15 protein-coding genes, 4 pseudogenes and 1 riboswitch (1 of these 20 cut by a window edge) are annotated in these 18,031 nt (G+C 67.2%); of the genes and pseudogenes, 15 read left to right on the forward strand and 4 right to left on the reverse strand.

All coding sequences use genetic code 11. The annotated features are described in order from the left end of the window. The 5 genes from CQW49_RS24530 to CQW49_RS09585 form a co-directional block, all read left to right on the forward strand. Nucleotides 1-125, forward strand: partial view of a hypothetical protein gene (locus CQW49_RS24530; protein WP_157926080.1) — the 3' portion only. 55 nt of this gene lie to the left of the window's left edge; the window shows 125 of its 180 coding nt (coding positions 56-180); its start codon lies off the left edge, out of view; it ends in the stop codon at nucleotides 123-125. A gap of 115 nt (nucleotides 126-240) precedes the next feature. Continuing rightward, the gene (locus CQW49_RS09570) at nucleotides 241-1,425 is read left to right on the forward strand and encodes a radical SAM protein (RefSeq protein ID WP_003610508.1); all 1,185 of its coding nucleotides are present in this window, start codon (nucleotides 241-243) and stop codon (nucleotides 1,423-1,425) included. Nucleotides 1,426-1,492: 67 nt separating this feature from the next. Further along, entirely contained in the window at nucleotides 1,493-1,921 is a 429-nt protein-coding gene (locus tag CQW49_RS09575; RefSeq protein ID WP_244593404.1) for a DUF4175 domain-containing protein, read from the forward strand. Nucleotides 1,922-1,930: 9 nt separating this feature from the next. After that, the gene (locus tag CQW49_RS25090; RefSeq protein WP_003610511.1) at nucleotides 1,931-2,080 is read left to right on the forward strand and encodes a DUF5989 family protein; all 150 of its coding nucleotides are present in this window, start codon (nucleotides 1,931-1,933) and stop codon (nucleotides 2,078-2,080) included. A gap of 10 nt (nucleotides 2,081-2,090) precedes the next feature. Beyond that, nucleotides 2,091-3,932, forward strand: a complete 1,842-nt coding sequence (locus CQW49_RS09585; protein ID WP_003610513.1) for a carbamoyltransferase family protein — start codon at nucleotides 2,091-2,093, stop codon at nucleotides 3,930-3,932. Between the two features lie 221 nt (nucleotides 3,933-4,153). On the opposite strand, the gene CQW49_RS09590 is transcribed toward CQW49_RS09585, so the two are convergent. Both CQW49_RS09590 and CQW49_RS09595 read right to left on the reverse strand, forming a co-directional pair. Continuing rightward, nucleotides 4,154-6,130 (reverse strand): MacB family efflux pump subunit, encoded by a 1,977-nt coding sequence (locus CQW49_RS09590; RefSeq protein ID WP_003610515.1) that lies wholly within the window; start codon nucleotides 6,128-6,130, stop codon nucleotides 4,154-4,156. Between the two features lie 2 nt (nucleotides 6,131-6,132). Continuing rightward, nucleotides 6,133-7,464, reverse strand: coding sequence for an efflux RND transporter periplasmic adaptor subunit (locus CQW49_RS09595; protein ID WP_003610518.1), 1,332 nt, complete (start codon nucleotides 7,462-7,464; stop codon nucleotides 6,133-6,135). Nucleotides 7,465-8,107: 643 nt separating this feature from the next. After that, a riboswitch (cobalamin riboswitch) is annotated at nucleotides 8,108-8,324 on the forward strand. 107 nt (nucleotides 8,325-8,431) lie between these two features. On the opposite strand from CQW49_RS09595, the gene CQW49_RS09605 reads away from it, so the two are divergent. The 5 genes and pseudogenes from CQW49_RS09605 (at nucleotide 8,432) to cobJ (ending at nucleotide 11,714) form a co-directional block, all read left to right on the forward strand. Continuing rightward, nucleotides 8,432-9,358 (forward strand): hypothetical protein, encoded by a 927-nt coding sequence (locus CQW49_RS09605; RefSeq protein WP_198586452.1) that lies wholly within the window; start codon nucleotides 8,432-8,434, stop codon nucleotides 9,356-9,358. Between the two features lie 65 nt (nucleotides 9,359-9,423). Beyond that, nucleotides 9,424-9,636, forward strand: coding sequence for a hypothetical protein (locus CQW49_RS25095; RefSeq protein ID WP_198586453.1), 213 nt, complete (start codon nucleotides 9,424-9,426; stop codon nucleotides 9,634-9,636). Further along, nucleotides 9,633-10,259: pseudogene (locus tag CQW49_RS09610) on the forward strand (precorrin-8X methylmutase). The gene CQW49_RS25095 and the pseudogene CQW49_RS09610 overlap by 4 nt, the downstream one beginning before the upstream one ends. After that, nucleotides 10,259-10,989: pseudogene (gene cobI / locus CQW49_RS09615) on the forward strand (precorrin-2 C(20)-methyltransferase). The pseudogenes CQW49_RS09610 and cobI overlap by 1 nt, the downstream one beginning before the upstream one ends. Next, nucleotides 10,986-11,714: pseudogene (gene cobJ / locus CQW49_RS09620) on the forward strand (precorrin-3B C(17)-methyltransferase). The pseudogenes cobI and cobJ overlap by 4 nt, the downstream one beginning before the upstream one ends. A 67-nt stretch (nucleotides 11,715-11,781) precedes the next feature. Here cobJ and CQW49_RS09625 read toward each other — a convergent pair. Beyond that, entirely contained in the window at nucleotides 11,782-12,432 is a 651-nt protein-coding gene (locus CQW49_RS09625) for a precorrin-6A/cobalt-precorrin-6A reductase (protein WP_244593405.1), read from the reverse strand. Here CQW49_RS09625 and cbiE point away from each other — a divergent pair. The 5 genes and pseudogenes from cbiE (at nucleotide 12,431) to cobF (ending at nucleotide 16,864) form a co-directional block, all read left to right on the forward strand. Further along, nucleotides 12,431-13,616, forward strand: a pseudogene (gene cbiE, locus CQW49_RS09630) (precorrin-6y C5,15-methyltransferase (decarboxylating) subunit CbiE). The gene CQW49_RS09625 and the pseudogene cbiE overlap by 2 nt on opposite strands. After that, nucleotides 13,613-13,987, forward strand: coding sequence for a cobalamin biosynthesis protein (locus CQW49_RS09635; RefSeq protein WP_003610531.1), 375 nt, complete (start codon nucleotides 13,613-13,615; stop codon nucleotides 13,985-13,987). The pseudogene cbiE and the gene CQW49_RS09635 overlap by 4 nt, the downstream one beginning before the upstream one ends. After that, nucleotides 13,984-14,766: a precorrin-4 C(11)-methyltransferase gene (gene cobM / locus CQW49_RS09640; RefSeq protein WP_003610533.1), complete on the forward strand. Its 783-nt coding sequence runs from the start codon at nucleotides 13,984-13,986 to the stop codon at nucleotides 14,764-14,766. Before CQW49_RS09635 ends, cobM begins: the two co-directional genes overlap by 4 nt. After that, nucleotides 14,763-16,082 (forward strand): cobyrinic acid a,c-diamide synthase CobB, encoded by a 1,320-nt coding sequence (locus CQW49_RS09645; RefSeq protein ID WP_003610535.1) that lies wholly within the window; start codon nucleotides 14,763-14,765, stop codon nucleotides 16,080-16,082. Before cobM ends, CQW49_RS09645 begins: the two co-directional genes overlap by 4 nt. Further along, a complete protein-coding gene (gene cobF, locus CQW49_RS09650; RefSeq protein WP_003610537.1) occupies nucleotides 16,079-16,864 on the forward strand; it encodes a precorrin-6A synthase (deacetylating) in 786 nt (261 codons plus the stop codon). Before CQW49_RS09645 ends, cobF begins: the two co-directional genes overlap by 4 nt. 363 nt (nucleotides 16,865-17,227) lie before the next feature. On the opposite strand, the gene CQW49_RS09660 is transcribed toward cobF, so the two are convergent. Further along, nucleotides 17,228-17,626: a hypothetical protein gene (locus CQW49_RS09660; protein WP_003610539.1), complete on the reverse strand. Its 399-nt coding sequence runs from the start codon at nucleotides 17,624-17,626 to the stop codon at nucleotides 17,228-17,230. Between the last annotated feature and the right edge of the window lie 405 nt (nucleotides 17,627-18,031).

The raw sequence follows: 18,031 nt of genomic DNA on the forward strand, positions 1-18,031 counted from the left end.
CCAGGCTCCAGCGCGACGGTGGCGCCAACGGCCGAGAGGGACTGCAAAGCCGCGTTGCGCTTCTTGTCGCGGACCGCCGACGAGATGGGTCGAAATTTTATGACAGAACCGACAAGATCGAATAACACAGCCGAAACGTTCAGTGGCGTCACCTCGGATATAGTCTCGGTCGTCACCTCGGATATAGTCTCGAAAATCGCTGACATCGTCTCCGACAAAAGCTCGCAGGGACTTCACTCGATGAAAGACTCACCCACCGCTGAGCCTGGCGTTCTGGCCCGCTTTCGTCTGGGCGACGAGTGGAAGGAATGGGTCGAAAGAAATATCCGAGTTCGCGCACGCCGCGCCCAGCAGATGATGGAGCCGAGCGATGACGAGACCGAGCGCTATCTGCGCGCGAGCTTTTGCGACAAGCCTTTTCGCAATCTGGAGACGAGTCCGAGCGGGTTCGCCTATGTGTGCTGCTCCTCCTGGCTGCCGACGCCGATCGGCGATATCAATTCGGGCATAGACGATATTTGGTTCGGCCGAAGAGCTCGGGCTCTTCGCGCCTCGATCCTCGACGGCTCATTTCGTTACTGCAGCCGTGTCCATTGCAGCGAGATCGCCAATCGCAATCTCCCGCGGCGCGACAGCGAGCGCGCGACGCAAATCATGGCGGAGTTCGCGAGCGCCTCGCCGCCGACGCCCAAGAATGTCGTGCTGTCGCATGATCGCAGCTGCAATCTCTCCTGTCCCTCTTGCCGAAGCGAGAATATCGTCGCCGATAAGATAAAACAGGCCAAGCTCGACGAGGTGACGGAGCGCCTGCTCGTCCCGATGTTGCGGCGCGCGGAAACGGTCTTCGTCACCGGCTCCGGCGATCCCTTCGGCAGCGCTCATTTCCGTCGCCTGCTGAAACGGCTGATCACCGACGAGTTCTCCAATCTGCGGGTCAACCTCGGGACCAATGGGCAATTGTTCGACGCCCGCGCTTGGCGTGATCTCGGTCTCGAGGGCCGCGTGCGCGAGGTGCAGATCTCGATCGACGCCGCGCGTCCCGAGACATATTCGATCGTGCGGCGTGGCGGGACCTTCGAGCGCCTGCTCGCCAATCTCGAATTCATCGAGGGCTTGCGTCGGTCCGGCGTCATCGAATCCCTGCATTTCTCAATGGTCGTGCAGCGGCTCAATTTTCGCGAGATGCCGGATTTCGTACGGCTCGGAAGGCGGTTCGCAGCCGATTCCGTCGCCTTCAACATGATCCGCAATTGGGGAACCTTCAGCCGCGCCGAATTCGAGCAGGAGTTCGTCGGCGCCGCGACCCATCCCGATTTCGAGGAGCTCACACGAATGCTCTCCGATCCGATCCTGCAACCGCCTTATGCGCAGCTCGGAAATATCGTCGATCATGTGCGACGCTCGCGAAGGAAACTCGCCGCCTGACTGCGACGCCGCGCGATATCGTGGCGAACGCCACACTCCAGAAGCCGGGACGTCGGACTAGAGAAGTATGATGCAAACACATGAAACGGTCTCGAGCTTCCGCAAGACTCCCATCGGATCCAATCGGACGTTCGGCGTCACCTTCGGGATCATTTTTGCGATATTCGGCGTCTGGCCCTTGTTCCACCAAGCCGGCTCGCCGAGATGGCCGCTGCTAGTCCTTTCCACTGCTTTTTTAGCGGTCGCGCTGCGTCGTCCCGATTGGTTGACGCCGTTGAATCGCGCATGGTTCGAATTGGGGCTCGCCTTGAGCGCCATCGCCAATCCGATCGTCATGGGGATTCTCTTTTTCGGGGCCGTGGCCCCCCTCGGCTGGTTCTTGCGCAAGAGAGGCGAAGATTTGCTTCGTCTGGAGTTGGAACCGGAGGCGGAGACCTATTGGATCGAACGCCAACCGTCAGGGCCCGCGCCGGGCGCCTCGGCCAAGCAATTCTGAGGAGCGTCGATGTCCATCCTAGCCGAGCTTTTTGAGTTTCTGGGCACGCGGAAGAAGTTCTGGCTGTTTCCGCTCTTCATTCTTTTCCTGTTCGTCGGCGGCTTGTTCGTGCTGAGCCAGGGCTCCGTCGTCGCGCCTTTCATCTACACTCTGTTTTGAGCGCCTCGAGATGCTCGTGCTCGGCATTTCAGCCTTTTATCACGATAGCGCCGCCGCGCTGATTCGCGACGGCCAGATCGTCGCCGCGGCGCAGGAAGAACGTTTCACCCGTAAGAAGCACGATCCGAGCTTTCCCGTGAACGCCATCGCCTATTGCCTCGGCGAGGCAAGGGCCTCCGGCGAGGAGGTCGATCGCATCGCCTTCTATGAAAAGCCGTTTCTGAAGTTCGAACGGCTGCTCGAAACCTATCTCGCCTTCGCGCCGCGTGGCTTCGAATCGTTTCGCAGAGCCATGCCGCTCTGGATCGGCGAGAAATTGTTTCAGCGCGATCACCTGTTGCGCGAGCTGAGCGCGATCTCTCCGGCGCTCGGCGAGAAGGCGAAATTGCGCTTTTCCGAACATCATTTCTCGCACGCCGCGTCTGCCTATTATCCTTCGCCGTTTCAATCGGCGCTCGTGCTGACCATGGACGGCGTCGGCGAATGGGCCACCACCTCGGCGGCGATCGGCCGCGAGCAGGACTTGTCGATCATCAAGGAGATCCATTTTCCGCATTCGCTCGGATTGCTCTATTCGGCATTCACCTATTACACCGGCTTCAAGGTCAATTCCGGCGAATATAAAGTGATGGGCCTCGCGCCTTACGGAGAGCCGAAATACGCCAAGACGATTTTCGATCATCTGATCGACGTGAAGCCGGACGGTTCGTTTCGACTGAACCTCGATTACTTCTCCTTTTGCACCGGCCTGACAATGACCGACAGCCGCTTCGAGGCGATGTTCGGCGGACCTGCGCGCCGGCCCGATCAGCCTCTCGAACAAAGGCACATGGATCTCGCCGCCTCGATCCAGGCCGTGACCGAGGACGTCGTGCTGCGATTGACGCGCTCGCTTTCGACGCAGACCGGGCTGCGCCATCTCTGCCTCGCCGGAGGCGTCGCTCTCAACTGCGTCGCAAACGGCAAAGTGCTTCGGGACGGCCGGTTCGACAGGATATTCATTCAGCCCGCGGCGGGCGACGCCGGCGGCGCGCTCGGCGCGGCGTTCGCGGTGTATTGCGGTGAAACTCGCCGGGCCGACGGCGCCAAGATCGTCAAAGAGCCCGATTCGATGCGAGGGACCTATCTCGGGCCGAGTTTCGAGCAGAGCGATATCGAACGCCGGCTGGACGCCGCGGGCGCCGTCTATAGCGTCGTCGACGACGATGCGCTGATTTCACAAACGGCGACCGCCCTTGCGAGCGGGCGGGCGGTCGGTTGGCACCAGGGCCGAATGGAGTTCGGTCCGCGCGCGCTCGGCGGCCGTTCGATCCTCGCCGATCCGCGCTCTCCGACCATGCAGAAAGCGCTCAATCTCAAAGTCAAATATCGTGAGAGCTTCCGCCCTTTCGCGCCCTCCGTGCTACGCGAGCGCGTCGCGGACTGGTTCGATCTGGACGTGGATTCGCCTTATATGCTTCTCGTCGCCGATGTGAAATCCGATCGCTGCCGCGAGATGTCCGCGCAGGAACAAGCGCTATTCGGCGTCGACAAGCTCAATGTGCTGCGCTCGGAGATACCGGCGGTCACCCATGTCGACTACTCGGCGCGCCTCCAGACGGTCCATAAGGAGACCAACCCGCGCTATTATGCATTGATCAGCAGGTTCGAGGAGCTGACCGGCTGTCCGGTCCTCGTCAACACGAGCTTCAATGTGCGGGGTGAGCCCATCGTCTGCACGCCGGAGGACGCCTTCTCCTGTTTCATGGGAAGTGAAATCGAGTTTCTGGCGGTCGGCAACAGCATTCTCCACAAGGAGAGGCAAAACCCCGAGCTTGTCCGCGATTATAAGAATGCGTTCGATCTCGATTAATACGAGAGTCGCAGAGCGCCCGAGTCGGAACCGATGAGACCCAGTCGGAATGATGAAACAGGGCTGCGCGGGCCCTGGCGATTGGCCGTCCGACAGGTCGCCTCCGTTTCAATTCCAAACGAACCAAATCTTCGCCTCTCTTGCACAGAACCAGCCGAGGGGAGCCAACGGCAAGGCGTCGCGCATCACGGAGATGGTCCGATGATTGTCCCGGATGCAAATCACTCTCGCGACAGCGCCGCCACCGGATCGAGATACGACGCATTGCGCGCTGGCGCATAGCCGAAGACAATTCCGATGCCGGTCGAAGCCAGGAGGGCGATCACGATGGACGTCGTCGAATAAATCAGGCGAAAGCCCAAATCCAGAGCGTTGAACGCCAAACCGAAGCCGAGCGCGAAAGCGACGCCGAGCGCGCCGCCGATCAGGCAGACCAGCACGGCTTCGATCAAGAACTGGTGCAGGATATCGCTTTGGCGGCCGCCGACCGCCATGCGCACGCCGATCTCGCCGACGCGCTCAGATACCGAGACGAGCATGATATTCATCACGCCGATGCCGCCGACGATCAGGGATATCACTGCGATGGCCGCGACGAGCAATGTCAGGATCTGCGTCGTGCCCTGAATGGTGCGACGAATGTCGTCGGTGTTGAGAATAAAAAAATCCTTGCTCTTGTGACGTTCGGTCAATAGCCGAATGACGCCTTGCTCCGCCTGATCGGTCGCAGTGGCGTCGTCGACGCGGACGCTGATGCTCCGCAGCGACAAGTCGCCGAGAAAGCGCGCCTGCACGGTGGTGTAGGGTAGGTAGACGGTCGGATTGGCGCTGGAGCCGAAGCCGCTCTGCTGCTGCCGGATGACTCCGACGATGCGGCAGGGGACGCGTCCGACGAGGACGATTCTGCCGACCGGATTCGACGCGCCGTCGGGGAACAGCGTCTTGCGCGCATTGCCGTCGATCACCGCATCCTGGGCGTAGCTGCGCACGCTATCGGCGTCGAGAAAACGGCCCTCTGCCAGCTGCGAGCCCTTGACTCGAAAATATTGCTCGCCGACTCCATTGACCTGCGCGCTGGCCTCGATCGAGGCGAAACGGAGCGTGCTGGAGGTCGAGACCGTCGGCGCCACCGCCGCCACGAAGGGCTGCTGCGCCAAGGCGCGCGCGTCCGCTATCACCAGAGTCTTGATCTTGCCGGAGCGTGTGTCGCCGAAATCCTTGCCCGGAAAGATCTCGAGGGTGTTGGTGCCGAGAGCGTTGATATTGGACAGCACCCGTTCCTGGGATCCAGAGCCGAGCGCGACGACGCAGACCACGGACGCCACGCCGATGATGATGCCGAGCATGGTCAAAAATGCGCGCAGCCGATGGGCGTTCATGGATAGCAACGCCATGCGCAGCGCTTCCCGGAAGCGGCTCACTCGCGCGGACCACGCCGTCGCCGACTCGCGAGCGCGCGCGGCGTCGTCGAGATGGATCGCGCTCGGCTCGGCGACCGCGACGCTCTCGCGTGGATTGGACCGATCCGATGTGACCACGCCGTCGCGCAATTCTATGATGCGCTGGGCTCGACGGGCGACCGCCATGTCATGAGTGACGATGATCACCGTGCGGCCTTCGGCATGGATCTCGTCCAGGATTCGCAGAACCTCCTCGCCGCTGCGGCTGTCGAGCGCGCCGGTCGGCTCATCCGCGAGGATCACGTCTGCGCCGTTGATCAAGGCGCGTGCGATCGACACGCGTTGCTGCTGTCCGCCGGAAAGCTGCCCGGGCGTGTGCGTCGAGCGCTCGGCCAGTCCGAGACGGTCGAGGATCGCCGAGGCCCGGCGGCGACGTTCCATGGACGAAAAGCCGGCGTAGATCGCAGGCATCTCCACATTGCCCATCGCGGTGAGCTCATTGAGAAGATGGTAGCGCTGGAATATGAATCCGAAATGCTCGCGCCGCAGCGCGGCGAGCTCGTCTCGATCGAGCTCACAGACGTCGCGTCCGAGGATTCGATAACAGCCGGAGGTCGGCCGATCGAGGCAGCCGAGAATATTCATCAGCGTTGATTTTCCCGAGCCGGATGCGCCGACGATGGCGACCATCTCGCCGGCGTCTATGCGCAAGTCGACGCAATCCAGCGCAGCGACCAGGGAATCACCGGATGAATAGACGCGGCTGACCTTGTCCAGCAGGATCAATGGATCCGTCATGCTCACATCCCCATCGGCGGCGGCGGCGAACCGAGCATTGCTTTCGGCGTCGCGGCGCCGGTGACGCCGATCACCACGCGTTCGCCGACGGTGAGTCCAGAGCGGATCTCGGCCGTGATCTTGTTGTTGAGCCCGACTTTCACGGCGCGCGTCGCGACGGCGCCGGAAGGCTCGACCACCCGCACCTTATAGGCGCCCTCCGCGTCGACCTCGCCCAGCGCCGCGGCGGGAACGGTCAGCACATCATGCGCCTCGTCCAGCACGATATGGACCTCCGCGGTCATGTAGGTGCGTAGATCGCCGTCGGGGTTCGGCACGTTGAAGATGCCATTGTAGTAGATCGCCGACGAGGAGGAGGACGTTGACGAGGAGGACGAGCCGCCGTTCGACGAGGTCGTGGAGGTCGAAGTGAAACTGCTGTCGGTCTTGATGGATTCCGGCGCCGGCTCGATGAATGCGAGGCTCCCGTGATAGCGGCGCTCCGGATCGCCCAGAATCGTGAAGTAGACCTTCTGACCAGGCTTCACCCGCACGACGTCGGCCTCCGAGATCTCGGCGCGGATGGTCATCGTATCGACCTGGCCGAGAACCACGATGGTCGGCGCCGACTGCACGGCGTTCACCGTCTGACCTTCCTGGGTGACGATCGCGAGCACGGAGCCGTCGATCGGCGCGGTGATGCGCGTATAGCCGAGATTGACGCGAGCCGCCTCGATCGCGACCTCGGCCTCGATGATCTGGGCGTCGAGTTGAGCGATTTGCGCCCGCGTCGTCCTCACATTCGCTTCCGCGGAATCATAGTCGGCTCGCGAGCTCGCCTTCTGGGCCAGCGTCGCCTTCTGGCGCGTGAAATTGGCCTCGGCGAGCATGAGCGACGCCTCCTTTTCCTCACGCTGAGCGCGGGTGCTCCGCAGCGCCGCCTCGCTCGTGCGCAGCGCGTTGCGCTGGGTCACGGAATCGATCTCGGCGATGAGCTCGCCGGCCTCGACCCTTTGGCCCAGCGCGACCTTCAACGACACCACGCGACCAGACATCTGCGCGCCGACGGCGACCAGCTTCACCGGCTTCAATGTGCCGGTCGCCAACACGGTCCGTTCGATGTCGCCGATAACGGCCGGCGCCGTCACCAGATTAGCGTCGGGTTGCGGCGACAGTTTCGCCTTCAGCGCCCAGCCGATCGCGAGCACCGCCAGAATCGCGCCGATCAGCAGCCGGCGCGGCGCAGATCGACCGGACGGCGCCGGCGCGAGCCGCGGCCGATCGCGCTCTCGCCCCGGCAGCAGGTCGACTCGGGCCGCGTCCTGTGCTGTCGGCATATCTTTCATCATCTGCATGGCGAGCGCTCGCTGCGGAGGGCGACCAGACATGTTTGACCCGTGCTCATCAAAATGCTCCTGGAAGATGCGGGCCGGCGCCGAACGCAGCGCTCGTGAGCAAAGCAGTGACGCACCCGTTGTCGACGGTAGATTTCATCGGGACCTCGACGATGAAGCGCATCCGAACCAATTTGATCGGAGAGAACTCTTTCGTTCTTTCGTCGGAGTGAGCGAATTCTGATCGCTGGGACGATTCCGCGTTCGAACGAAAGGCGCTATTGACCAGCAGCAAACGACGCGCCCACATCTGATCAATTCGGAGGCAACCCAATCCTGCGGCGACTGCTCCTATCAACCCCGACTCGAACGCATCCTAGGCGGGAATTCGGGCTTGCCGCGCCGAAAGTGGTAAACTCGGCGCGTTTCCGAATAGTGTCGCTTCCGTTATCGACAATTGGCTGAAGTCGCCGCTGTCGAGTTCGCCCGGCAATCGTTCGCTCCACGCCAAAAAGCTCTTTGCGCTTCGACGGCGGAACTTTGACCTCGAACGTCGGCGCGCCGCTGCTCGGTGAAGTTCTGCGCGCAGCAGCTCTGCATGGTTCAGGGGAGGCTCGTCGCGCCCCGTGCGCGGTCCTGTCTTGACAGGACCGCGGTCGGGCGCGTCTATTCGCCGGGCGCTGGTTCCTGTCTTGCGACAGGCGAAGAGGGAAGGCGACGGATTGCCCGAAAGGCAGCCCGAGCGCAGCCGCCCCCCGCGACCGTGAACGGAGAGGTCCTCCGACGCCACTGGCCGACAAGGCTGGGAAGGTGGAGGACCGAGGTGGATTGCGATCCCCAGATCCGTGAGCCGGGAGACCTGCCAGCGCATGACGACGGGCGGACGGGGCGCGCCGCAACCGATCGAGCCGGCTTGCGTTCGCCCTTCGCACAGAGGTCGACGACAATCGGTTTCGGCTGGCCGCCTCATGAGAGATGAGGGCCGGCTTTGATCCAGACCTATTCGGACGAGCGAGCGGAAACGCCGCAGCGCGCGCATCCGCGTCCCGGCGCGCCGCAGGTCCGCGGCTGGTGCCCCGGAGCCTTGCGGCCGATGGCCTCGGGCGACGGTCTCGTCCTGCGCGTCAGGCCACGGCTGGGACGGATAGCCGGCGAGCAGCTCATCGGGATCGCTTCGGCCGCGCAATGGTTCGGCGACGGAGAGATCCACCTCACCAACAGAGCCAATCTGCAAATCCGCGGCGTCGCCGAAGCCGATCACGGCGCCCTTCTCGCCATGCTCGGCCGTCTCGGCCTCGTCGATTTGGACGAGCGCGCCGAGCGGCGGCGCAACATCATCGTGACGCCGTTCCCGGACGAGGCGGGGGAGACGGAGCGGATCGCCGCCGCAATGACCGCGGCGCTCGCCGATCTCCCGCCGCTTCCGGCAAAATTCGGCTTCGCCGTGGACACGGGAGCGGTCCGGCGACTCGCCCAGACGTCGGCCGATATCCGCATCGAGCGCGCGGCCGATGGCGGGATCATCCTGCGCGCGGATGGCGCGCCGAAGGGCCAACGGGTTCGAACGGATGCGGCGGCAGGAGCGGCGGTCGAGCTGGCGCGCTGGTTTCTGGCCGCTGGCGGCGTCGCGGCGGGTCGCGGACGCATGGCGGCTCTCGTCCGCCGCATAGGGCCGCCGGTTGGTCGGGATCACGCCGAACCGCGCCGGCGGCGGAAGCTCCCACGCCCGGACCGGTCCCGGACGGCTATCTCGTCGGCTTCCCGTTCGGCGCGGCGCCGGCGGCGGCGCTGCAGGCGCTGGGCCGCCTCGGCGATGTCCGCGTCACGCCCTGGCGAATGCTCGCGGTGGAGACGAGCCTCGCCCCGCCGGCGCTCGAAGGCGTCCTGCTCGCGGCCGATCCTGTTCTGCAGGTGAGCGCGTGTTCCGGCGCGCCATTTTGCCCGCAAGCCGCAGGACCGACGCGGGACCTCGCCCGCGCATTGGCGCCCGCTGTCCCGGTGGGGGCGCATCTTCACGTCGCCGGCTGCGCGAAGGGCTGCGCCCATGCGGCGCCCGCCGATCTCACCATCGTCGCGACGCCGCGCGGCTATGACCTCGTCGTGCGCGGCGCCGCGGCCGACGGGCCGCGCATCCGCGATCTGCGCCCGGCCGATTTCGCCGATGGCGCGCTGTTCGAAGAGGCTCTCGCGTGAAGCGCTATGAAACAGATGGCGCAGCGATCTATCGTCGCTCCTTCGCCATCATCCGCTCCGAAGCCGATCTCGCCCGCTTCTCCGCGGAGGAGGAGCCGATCGTGGTTCGGATGATTCACGCCGCCGGGCTGGTCGGGCTCGAAGCCGGCGTGCGCTTCGGCCCGGGCTTCGTCGCCGCGGCGCGCGCGCGCTGGAAGCAGGCGCGCCCATATTGTGCGACGCCCGCATGGTGGCGAGGGCGTCACCCGCGCCCGTCTGCCGGCCCGCAACGAGGTTCTCTGCACGCTCGCCGATCCTTCCGTGCCGGATCTCGCCGCAAGGCTCGGCGACACCCGTTCCGCGGCCGCGGTGGAGCTGTGGCGTCCCCGTCTCGCGGGGCCGTGATCGCCATCGGCAACGCCCCGACGGCGCTGTTCCGCCTTCTCGACATTCTCGCCGAGCCGGGAGCGCCGCGGCCGGCGGCCATCATCGGCTGCCCGGTCGGCTTCGTCGGCGCGGCCGAATCGAAGGACGAGCTGATGGCCGCGCCGCCGGCCCCGGCGCTAACCGTGCTCGGCCGCCTCGGCGGCTCGGCGATCACCGTCGCGGCGCTCAACGCGCTCGCCAGCCGGAGCGAGATCTGATGGGTCGCATCATCTGCGCCGGGCTCGGCCCCGGCGATCCCGATCTTCTCAGCGTGAAGGCCGATCGGGCGGTCCGCGGCGCGCGCCAGCTGGCTTTTTTCCGCAAGGCCGGACGGCCCGGACAGGCGCGGCGGATCGTCGAGGGACTGCTCGCGCCCGATGTGGTCGAGCATGCGATGGAATATCCCGTCACCACCGAGCTTCCGTCGGACGGGCGGCCTACCAATCCCTTCTCGCGCGTTTCTACGACGGCTGGGCCGAACGGCTCGTGACGCTCGCGGAGCGGGACGACGTCGTCGTCCTCTGCGAAGGCGATCCCTTCTTCTACGGCTCCTTCATGCATCTCCACACGCGTTTGCAGGGGCGAGTGGAGATCGAGATCATCCCCGGCATTCCCGGCATGGCGGGCTGCTGGACGGCGACCGGAATCTCGATCACCTGGGCTGACGATGTGATGACCGTCCTCCCCGGCACGCTGGACGAGGACGAGCTCGTCCGCCACATGACAGCGGCCGATGCGCTGGTGGTGATGAAGACGGGCCGCAATCTCGCCCGCGTCAGGCGCGCGCTGCGGCGCGCCGGCCGGCTGGAGCGCGCATGGCTCGTCGTCCACGGCGCCATGCCCGGCGAGCGCGTCGCCCGCCTCGTCGACGTCGGCGACGACGATTGCCCTTATTTCGCGACCGTGATCGTCCATGGCGAAGAGCGCCGCCCGGAGCGGCCGAAATGACCGGCCGCCTCACTGTCGTCGGCCTCGGGCCCGGCTCGCCCGATCAGATCACGCCGGAGGTCGCGGCCGCGCTCGCCGAGGCGACCGACGTCGTCGGCTACGGCCCCTATGTCGCGCGGGCGCCGGCGCGGCCGGGCCTCGTCGTCCACGCCTCCGACAATCGCGAAGAGCTCGCCCGCGCCCGCCAAGCGATCGCGCTGACCGCGTCGGGACGCCGGGGTTCGTCATATCCTCGGGCGACCCCGGCGTCTTCGCGATGGCGGCGGCCGTGTTCGAGGCATTGGAGGAACTTGCCGATCCCGATTCGCTCGACATCGCGGTCCTCCCGGGCGTGACGGCGATGCTGGCGGCCGCGGCGCGCATCGGCGCGCCGCTCGGTCATGACTTTTGCGCGATCAACCTCTCGGACAATCTGAAGCCCTTCGCGCTCATCGAGACGCGACTCAGGGCCGGCGGGCGCCGATTTCGCGCTCGCGCTCTACAATCCCCGCTCCGCGGCGCGGCCGGACGGCTTCGGGCGGGTTCTGGCCATCCTGCGGGAGAGCTGCGGCGACGAGCGCCTCGTTATCTTCGCCCGGGCGGTGACGACGCCGGAAAGACGATCGCCACGACCACGCTCGCCGAGGCGCGCCCGAAATGGCGGATATGCGGACGATCGTCCTCGTCGGCAATTCGCAGACCGCCGCGTCGGGCGCTTCGTCTACACGCCGAGGTCGGCGCCATGACCGAGCGCCGCCATGAGGTCGGCCACATCCCGCGCGAGTTTTCGCGGCGGAACGGCCGGGCGCTCGATCATGACCACCGGCAGGCCGAGCGCGGGGCGGCGGAGAGCTTCGCCGCCGCCGCCGCGCCGCCGGCGTTCTTGGCCACGACAAGGGCGACGCCGCGCCGTTCCATCAGCGCCCGGTCGCCGGACTCCGTGAACGGCCCGCGATCGACCACGGCGATGGCGTCGGGCAGCGGCAGGACCTCCATGGGATCGACGAGGCGCAGCAGATAGCGATGCTGCGGCTTTGCGGCGAAGGCTGTGAGCGACTGCCGTCCGATGGCGAGGAAGATCGTGGCGCGCGCCTCCGGCAAGGCCGCGACGGCCGCCTCGACCGAGGGAACGAGATCCAGCGATCGCCCGCGACAGGGGTCCACTCCGCCGCTCCACCGCGACGAGATCGACGCCCGACGCCGCGGCGGCCGCCACTGCATTGCGGCTGATCCTGGCGGCGAAGGATGGATGGCGTCGACGCAGATGGGTGATCCGCTCGGCGCGCAGATAAGCAGCGAGAACCGTCCACGCCGCCGAATCCGCCGATGCGGGGTCGGCAGCGGCTGCGCCTTCGGCGAAGCCGTTCGACCGGCGTAGGAATAGACAGCGTCGACGCCGGCGGCGGCGAGCGCCGTGGCGATGGAGCCGGCCTCGGCCGTGCCGCCGAGGAGGAGGATGCGCATGTCGTCTGATCCCTGGCTGACGATCCTGGGGCTCGGCGAGGATGGCGCGAGCGGCCTCTCTTCCGCAAGCCGAGATGCGCTCGACCGCGCCGAATTGGTCTTCGGCGGCGCCCGTCACCTCGCGCTCGCGGGAGTCGGCGCCGAGCGCGGACGCGTCTGGCCCATTCCCTTCGATGTCGCGGGGTCCTCGCCGCGCGTCCGGCGCGCACCGTCGTCCTGGCCTCCGGCGACCCCTCTGGTTCGGGGTCGGCAGTATGCTCGCTGAGAGATTGGGCCCCTGCGACTGGCGCGCTCACCCCGCGCCTTCGACCCTCTCGCTCGCCGCGGCGAGGCTCGGCTGGCGCGTCGAAGCGATCCGCGCGCTCGGACTCCACGCCGCCCCGTTCGAGACGGCGATTCCCCATCTTCGCCGCGGCGCGCGCCTGCTCGTCCTCATCCGCGACGCGGCGGCGGCGAGCCGCTTTCTGGCCTTTCTGACCTCGCGCGGTTTCGGCCGCTCGGTCGTGCATCTGCTCGAAGCTCTCGGCGGCCCACGGGAGCGGATCAGCGCCATGGCCGCTGCGGACGACCTCCCCGATAACATCGCGACGCCCCTGTCGCTCGCCATTGCGGTCCAGGGGACGGCCGGGCTCGCCGCCGTCGCCGGCCAGCCGGACGACCTCTTCGAGAATGACGGCCAGATCACCAAGGCGCCGATCCGAGCGCTGACGCTCGCCGCTCTGGCGCCACGGCCGGGCGAGCATCTATGGGATCTCGGCGCGGGCTCTGGATCGGTCGCGATCGAATGGAGCCTCGCCGGCGGGCGAGTCACGGCGGTTGAGGCTCGCCCCGACCGCGCGGCGGCGGCCCGACGGAACCTCGCCGCATTTGGTCTCTCCGCAAGCGCGATCGTCATCGACGGCCGATCCGAGGAGGCGATCGACGCGCTCGAGCGGCCGGACGCGGTCTTCCTCGGCGGCGGCGCGAACGCCGATCTCATCGCGCGGATCATTGCTCGTCTGCCCGGGGGCGGCCGCCTCGTCGCCAATGCGGTGACGATCGAGACCGAAGCGCTGCTCGTCGAGATGTCGGCCCGCTACGGCGGGCGGCTGATCCGCATCGACCTCGCCGAGGCGGCGCCGCTCGGGCGTTTTCGCGGCTGGCGGCCCGCGCGACCGATCTTGCAATGGAGCCTCACGCGATGATCGTCCTCGGCCTCGGTTTCCGCGACGCCGCGCCCGCGGCCTCGCTTCGCGCCGCCGCGGAGGCGGCTGCGTCCGGCCGGCTGGATCGCGTCGATCGGCTGGCGACCGCCGCCGACCTCGCCGGCCGTCCAGCCCTGCGCGCGCTCGCAAAAGAGCTGGGCCTGCCCGTCGTCGGCGCGCCGCTCGACCGCATCGCCGCCGAGACCCGCGCCGCGACGAGCCCCCGCATCCCTGCACGATACGGCGGACGCAGCGTCGCCGAGGCGGCGGCGCTGATCGTCGCCGGCCGCGGCGGGCGGCTGGTCGCGCCGCGCGCCGCCGCGCCCGATGGAACGGCCGTCGCCGCGCTCGCCGAGGGAGAAGGCCTGTGACCGTTCATTTCGTCGGCGTCGGCCCGGGCGCGCCCGATCTGCTCACGCTCCGCGGCCGCGACATCATCGCGGCGGCGCCGGTCTGCCTCTACGCCGGCTCGCTGATCCCGGAAGCGATCCTCGCTTTCGCGCCGCCGGGAGCGCGGCTCGTCAATTCGGCGCCGCTGACGCTCGACGAGATCATGACGGTGATCGGCGAAGCTCACGCAAGAGGCGAGGATATCGCCCGGCTGCACTCGGGCGACCTTTCGGTCTGGTCGGCCATGGGCGAGCAGATCCGTCGGCTCGAGCAGCTCGGCGTTCCCTACACCGTGACGCCGGGCGTGCCGTCCTTCGCGGCCGCCGCCGCCGCGCTCGGCGCGGAGCTGACGCTGCCTGGGCTCTCGCAGTCGGTGGTGCTGACCCGAGCCTCCGGCCGCGCGTCGCCCGTGCCCGGCGCGGAGGCGCTCGCCGCCTTCGCCGCGACCGGCGCCACGCTCGCCATCCATCTCTCGATCCATGTCCTCGACAATGTCGTCGCGGAGCTGCTCCCGCACTATGGCCCCGATTGTCCCGCCGCTGTCGTCTGGCGGGCGAGCGGGCCGAACGAATGCATCGTCCGCGCGCCGCTCGGCCGGCTCGCGGCGGCGGTCGGCGCCGATCCGGAGCGCACCGCGCTCATTCTCGTCGGCCACACGCTCGGCGCGCGCGACTTCGCGGACAGCCGCCTCTATGCCGCCGATTATGACCGGCGCTTCCGTCCCATCGGCCCGTCGCCGCGCTTTCCGGAGGGGGCATGACGCCGCCGCCCGGCCTCGTCATATCGGCCTCCGCCTCGGGCAGCGGAAAGACGACGGTCGCGCTCGGCCTCGCCCGCGCCTTCCGCCGCCGCGGCCTCGTCGTGCAGGCGTATAAGTCGGGACCCGATTACATCGACCCGGCTTTTCTCGCCGCCGCCGCCGGCGGAGCGGCGTTCAACGTCGACAGCTGGGCAATGCCGGCGGATCTCGTCGGCGCGATCCTCGGCCGCGCTGCGACCGCCGATGTCGCGATTGCCGAAGGAGCCATGGGGCTCTTCGACGGCGCGCCGACCCGCGGCGCCTGGGGGACCGGCGCGACGGCCGACCTCGCCGCCCGCACGGGATGGCCGGTGATTCTGGTCGTCGATCCGGCCGCGCAGGCGCAGACCGCCGCGGCGGCCGCCAAGGGTCTCGCGGACTTTCGGGCGAATGTGCGCGTCGCCGGCGTCATCCTGAACCGCATCGCCAGCCCGCGCCACGAAGCGCTGGTGCGAGCTGGCTTTTCCGAAGCCGGTCTGCGCGTCTTCGGCGCGCTGCCGCGCTCACCCGGCGTCGCCACGGCCGAGCGACATCTGGGACTGGTCCAGGCCGGCGAGAAGGCCGATCTCGAGGCGATGATCGAACGCGCCGCCGATCTCATCGAACGCCACCTCGACCTCGACGCCGTCCTCGCCGCCGCCCGCCCGATGACGGGCGCCTTCCCGTCGGGCGGCCGGCTCCCACGGGCTCCGGCGGCGCGGATCGCGCTCGCTCGCGATATCGCCTTCTCTTTCGTCTATCCGCATGTGCTCGCGGGCTGGCGCGCCGACGGCGCGACCATCCTGCCCTTCTCGCCGCTCGCCGACGAGCCGCCCGACCCGACGGCCGATCTCTGCTGGCTTCCGGGCGGCTATCCGGAGCTGCACGCCGGCCGGCTCGCCGGCGCCGAACGGTTCCGGGCCGGACTCGCCGCCTTCGCCGCGACCAGGCCGGTCCATGGCGAATGCGGCGGCTACATGGTTCTCGGCGCCGGCCTCGTGGACGCCGAAGGCGTCAGGCGCCGGATGACGGGTCTGCTCGGCCTGGAGACGAGCTTCGCCACGCGGTCGCTGACCCTCGGCTACCGGCGGGCGATCCTCCAGGCGCCGATTCCGGGCCATGCCGCGGGCGCCGTGGTCCGAGGCCATGAGTTCCGCTACGCCACGGTGCTCGCCCAGCCGGACGACGCTCTCGCCACGATCGCGGATGCGGCGGGCGCGGCCGTTCCCGAGACCGGCTCGCGGCGCGGCGCGGTGAGCGGGACCTTCCTCCATCTCGTCGCGGAGGAGGCGCGATGAAAAAATCCGTCGAGCTCCTCCTCGTCGGCATCGGCGTCGGGAGTCCCGCGCAACTGACGCTCGCCGGCGTCGATGCGATCAATCGCGCCGACATCGTGCTCGCGCCCGACAAAGGCGCCGAAAAGGCCATGCTGGCCGAGGTGCGGCGGCGCATTCTCGCGACCGTTTTAAAGAACCCGGAGACCAGGATCATCGCCTATCCGTCTCCGCTGCGCGACGCCGCGGCGACCGATTACGAAGCGGCGGTGGAGCGATGGCATGACGATATCGCGGCGGTCTGGCGGCAGCGCATCGCCGCGGCGCTGCCGGACGGCGGCCGGGCGGCGCTGCTGGTCTGGGGCGATCCGTCCTTGTTCGATTCCACCTTGCGGATCGCCGAGCGGCTCGCGAGCGACTTCGATTTGACCGTCGAGGTCATTCCCGGCGTCACGGCGCTGCAGGCTCTGACGGCGGCCCACCGGATCCCGCTCAACGAGATCGGGAAGCCGGTGCTCCTCACGACGGGCCGAAAGCTCACGGAGCGAGGTTGGCCCGTGGACGCCGACACCGTCGCCGTCTTTCTGGACGGCGCATGCGCGTTCCGCACTCTGCGAGGCGCGTTCGCGATCTGGTGGGGAGCCTATCTCGGAATGGAGGAGCAGATCCTCGTTCATGGCGAGCTCGAGGCCGTCTCCGACGACATCATCAGGAAACGCGCCGAAGCGCGCAGGCGTCACGGCTGGATCATGGACATTTATCTGATCCGGCGGATCGATCGCCCAAAGGGCGCGAAGGAGTTCTAGGGCGTTGGCGCCGACAAGATAGGACGATTCATAATAGGCTGAGTCACCGCCGCCTGCGCGGCGGTCTGATCGATCGTGACCGTCGTCTTTCCGTTCTCGACCGTCTGCGTCGGCTGCTTCGCATTGATCCAGAGATTGGGGTTCGCCGAAACGCGCGGCGCCGCCGAGCGAGAAGCCGGGGATGATCGCCGCATTGGCCGCGCCAGCCGCGCCGTCGCCTCCGTGGAAGACGCTCAGCGTCAAGGAAAGCGCGCTCGTCCCCATCAGCAGACGCCAGCGCGACAAGGAGCGGGACGCGACCGCCGATCCCGCCGGCGACGCTGTGACGAGCCGCAGCGTATGTCCGCGGGAAAACGCAAATCGTCAGGGCGAAACATCCTTGTCGTCGAAAATCATGCAATCCGCGCCGCCGCGTCCGGCTTCGGAGCGGAAGCGCTCGGCGTCCGCTGCGCGCGCTCCACGCGCAGCGTCGTCATCGTTCGAAATCGACCACTCCAGCATCTGGTTCGGCGCGCCGACGTGCTGGTCGGGCTTCTCCCGCAAGTCGCAATGGGGCGCCTCGAGCAGATGCGCTGTCGCCTCAGCGGCCATTGTGTCGGGTTCACGCTTCGGCCAATCGCGCTCCGAGGGGGAGCGCAGCGTCACCGTCATTGCGAGGCAGAAGAGCGTCATGGCGAGGCGAAAGCGCCAACGCGCCTCCGCGCGCGCGAACAGAAAATGGCGCGAGCAGCGTAGGCGCGGGTCCACCACGACCGTCGTCATCACAATTCGTCTCGGGCCGGCGAGTCGGACCGCGCCGCGCTCGACGCCGCTGGAGGGGAATACGGGAGTCGACGGTCGGCTGCGACAATCGCGGCGCGAAACAATTCCGCACAGATGCGTGCACGCCTTGGGCCTCTCGATGCGCCCGAATACGAAGTCATGCTACGCCCCTGAATAACTGAAAAATTCTGTAGCAGCCTCCGACAACCAGCCGTCGACATGCAGCCTCTTCAATTGCTAGACGATCCTGGGATCGCGGACACGAAGAAAAAAGTTCAGAAAATATCGGGAATCATGCCGAGCTGGAGGCGGTCGACGAGTAAATACTTATTCAGAAATGACAATTACTGTCATTATCACGCCTCGCCCGAATCCGCTGCTCTTGGCGGCGTATAACTTCGCTTC

The organism is Methylosinus trichosporium OB3b (assembly GCF_002752655.1).
GTDB lineage: Bacteria > Pseudomonadota > Alphaproteobacteria > Rhizobiales > Beijerinckiaceae > Methylosinus > Methylosinus trichosporium.

Bases quoted from the DNA above. Each gene is read 5' to 3' on its own strand.
- CQW49_RS25090 (WP_003610511.1), top strand. From the start codon at position 1,931: ATGTCCATCCTAGCCGAGCTTTTTGAGTTTCTGGGCACGCGGAAGAAG.
- CQW49_RS09635 (WP_003610531.1), top strand. From the start codon at position 13,613: ATGATCGTCCTCGGCCTCGGTTTCCGCGACGCCGCGCCCGCGGCCTCG.
- CQW49_RS09595 (WP_003610518.1), bottom strand. From the start codon at position 7,464: ATGCAGATGATGAAAGATATGCCGACAGCACAGGACGCGGCCCGAGTC.
- CQW49_RS09645 (WP_003610535.1), top strand. From the start codon at position 14,763: ATGACGCCGCCGCCCGGCCTCGTCATATCGGCCTCCGCCTCGGGCAGC.
- CQW49_RS09570 (WP_003610508.1), top strand. From the start codon at position 241: ATGAAAGACTCACCCACCGCTGAGCCTGGCGTTCTGGCCCGCTTTCGT.
- CQW49_RS09625 (WP_244593405.1), bottom strand. From the start codon at position 12,432: ATGCGCATCCTCCTCCTCGGCGGCACGGCCGAGGCCGGCTCCATCGCC.
- CQW49_RS09585 (WP_003610513.1), top strand. From the start codon at position 2,091: ATGCTCGTGCTCGGCATTTCAGCCTTTTATCACGATAGCGCCGCCGCG.
- CQW49_RS09575 (WP_244593404.1), top strand. From the start codon at position 1,493: ATGATGCAAACACATGAAACGGTCTCGAGCTTCCGCAAGACTCCCATC.
- CQW49_RS09590 (WP_003610515.1), bottom strand. From the start codon at position 6,130: ATGACGGATCCATTGATCCTGCTGGACAAGGTCAGCCGCGTCTATTCA.
- cobF (WP_003610537.1), top strand. From the start codon at position 16,079: ATGAAAAAATCCGTCGAGCTCCTCCTCGTCGGCATCGGCGTCGGGAGT.
- CQW49_RS09660 (WP_003610539.1), bottom strand. From the start codon at position 17,626: ATGACGACGGTCGTGGTGGACCCGCGCCTACGCTGCTCGCGCCATTTT.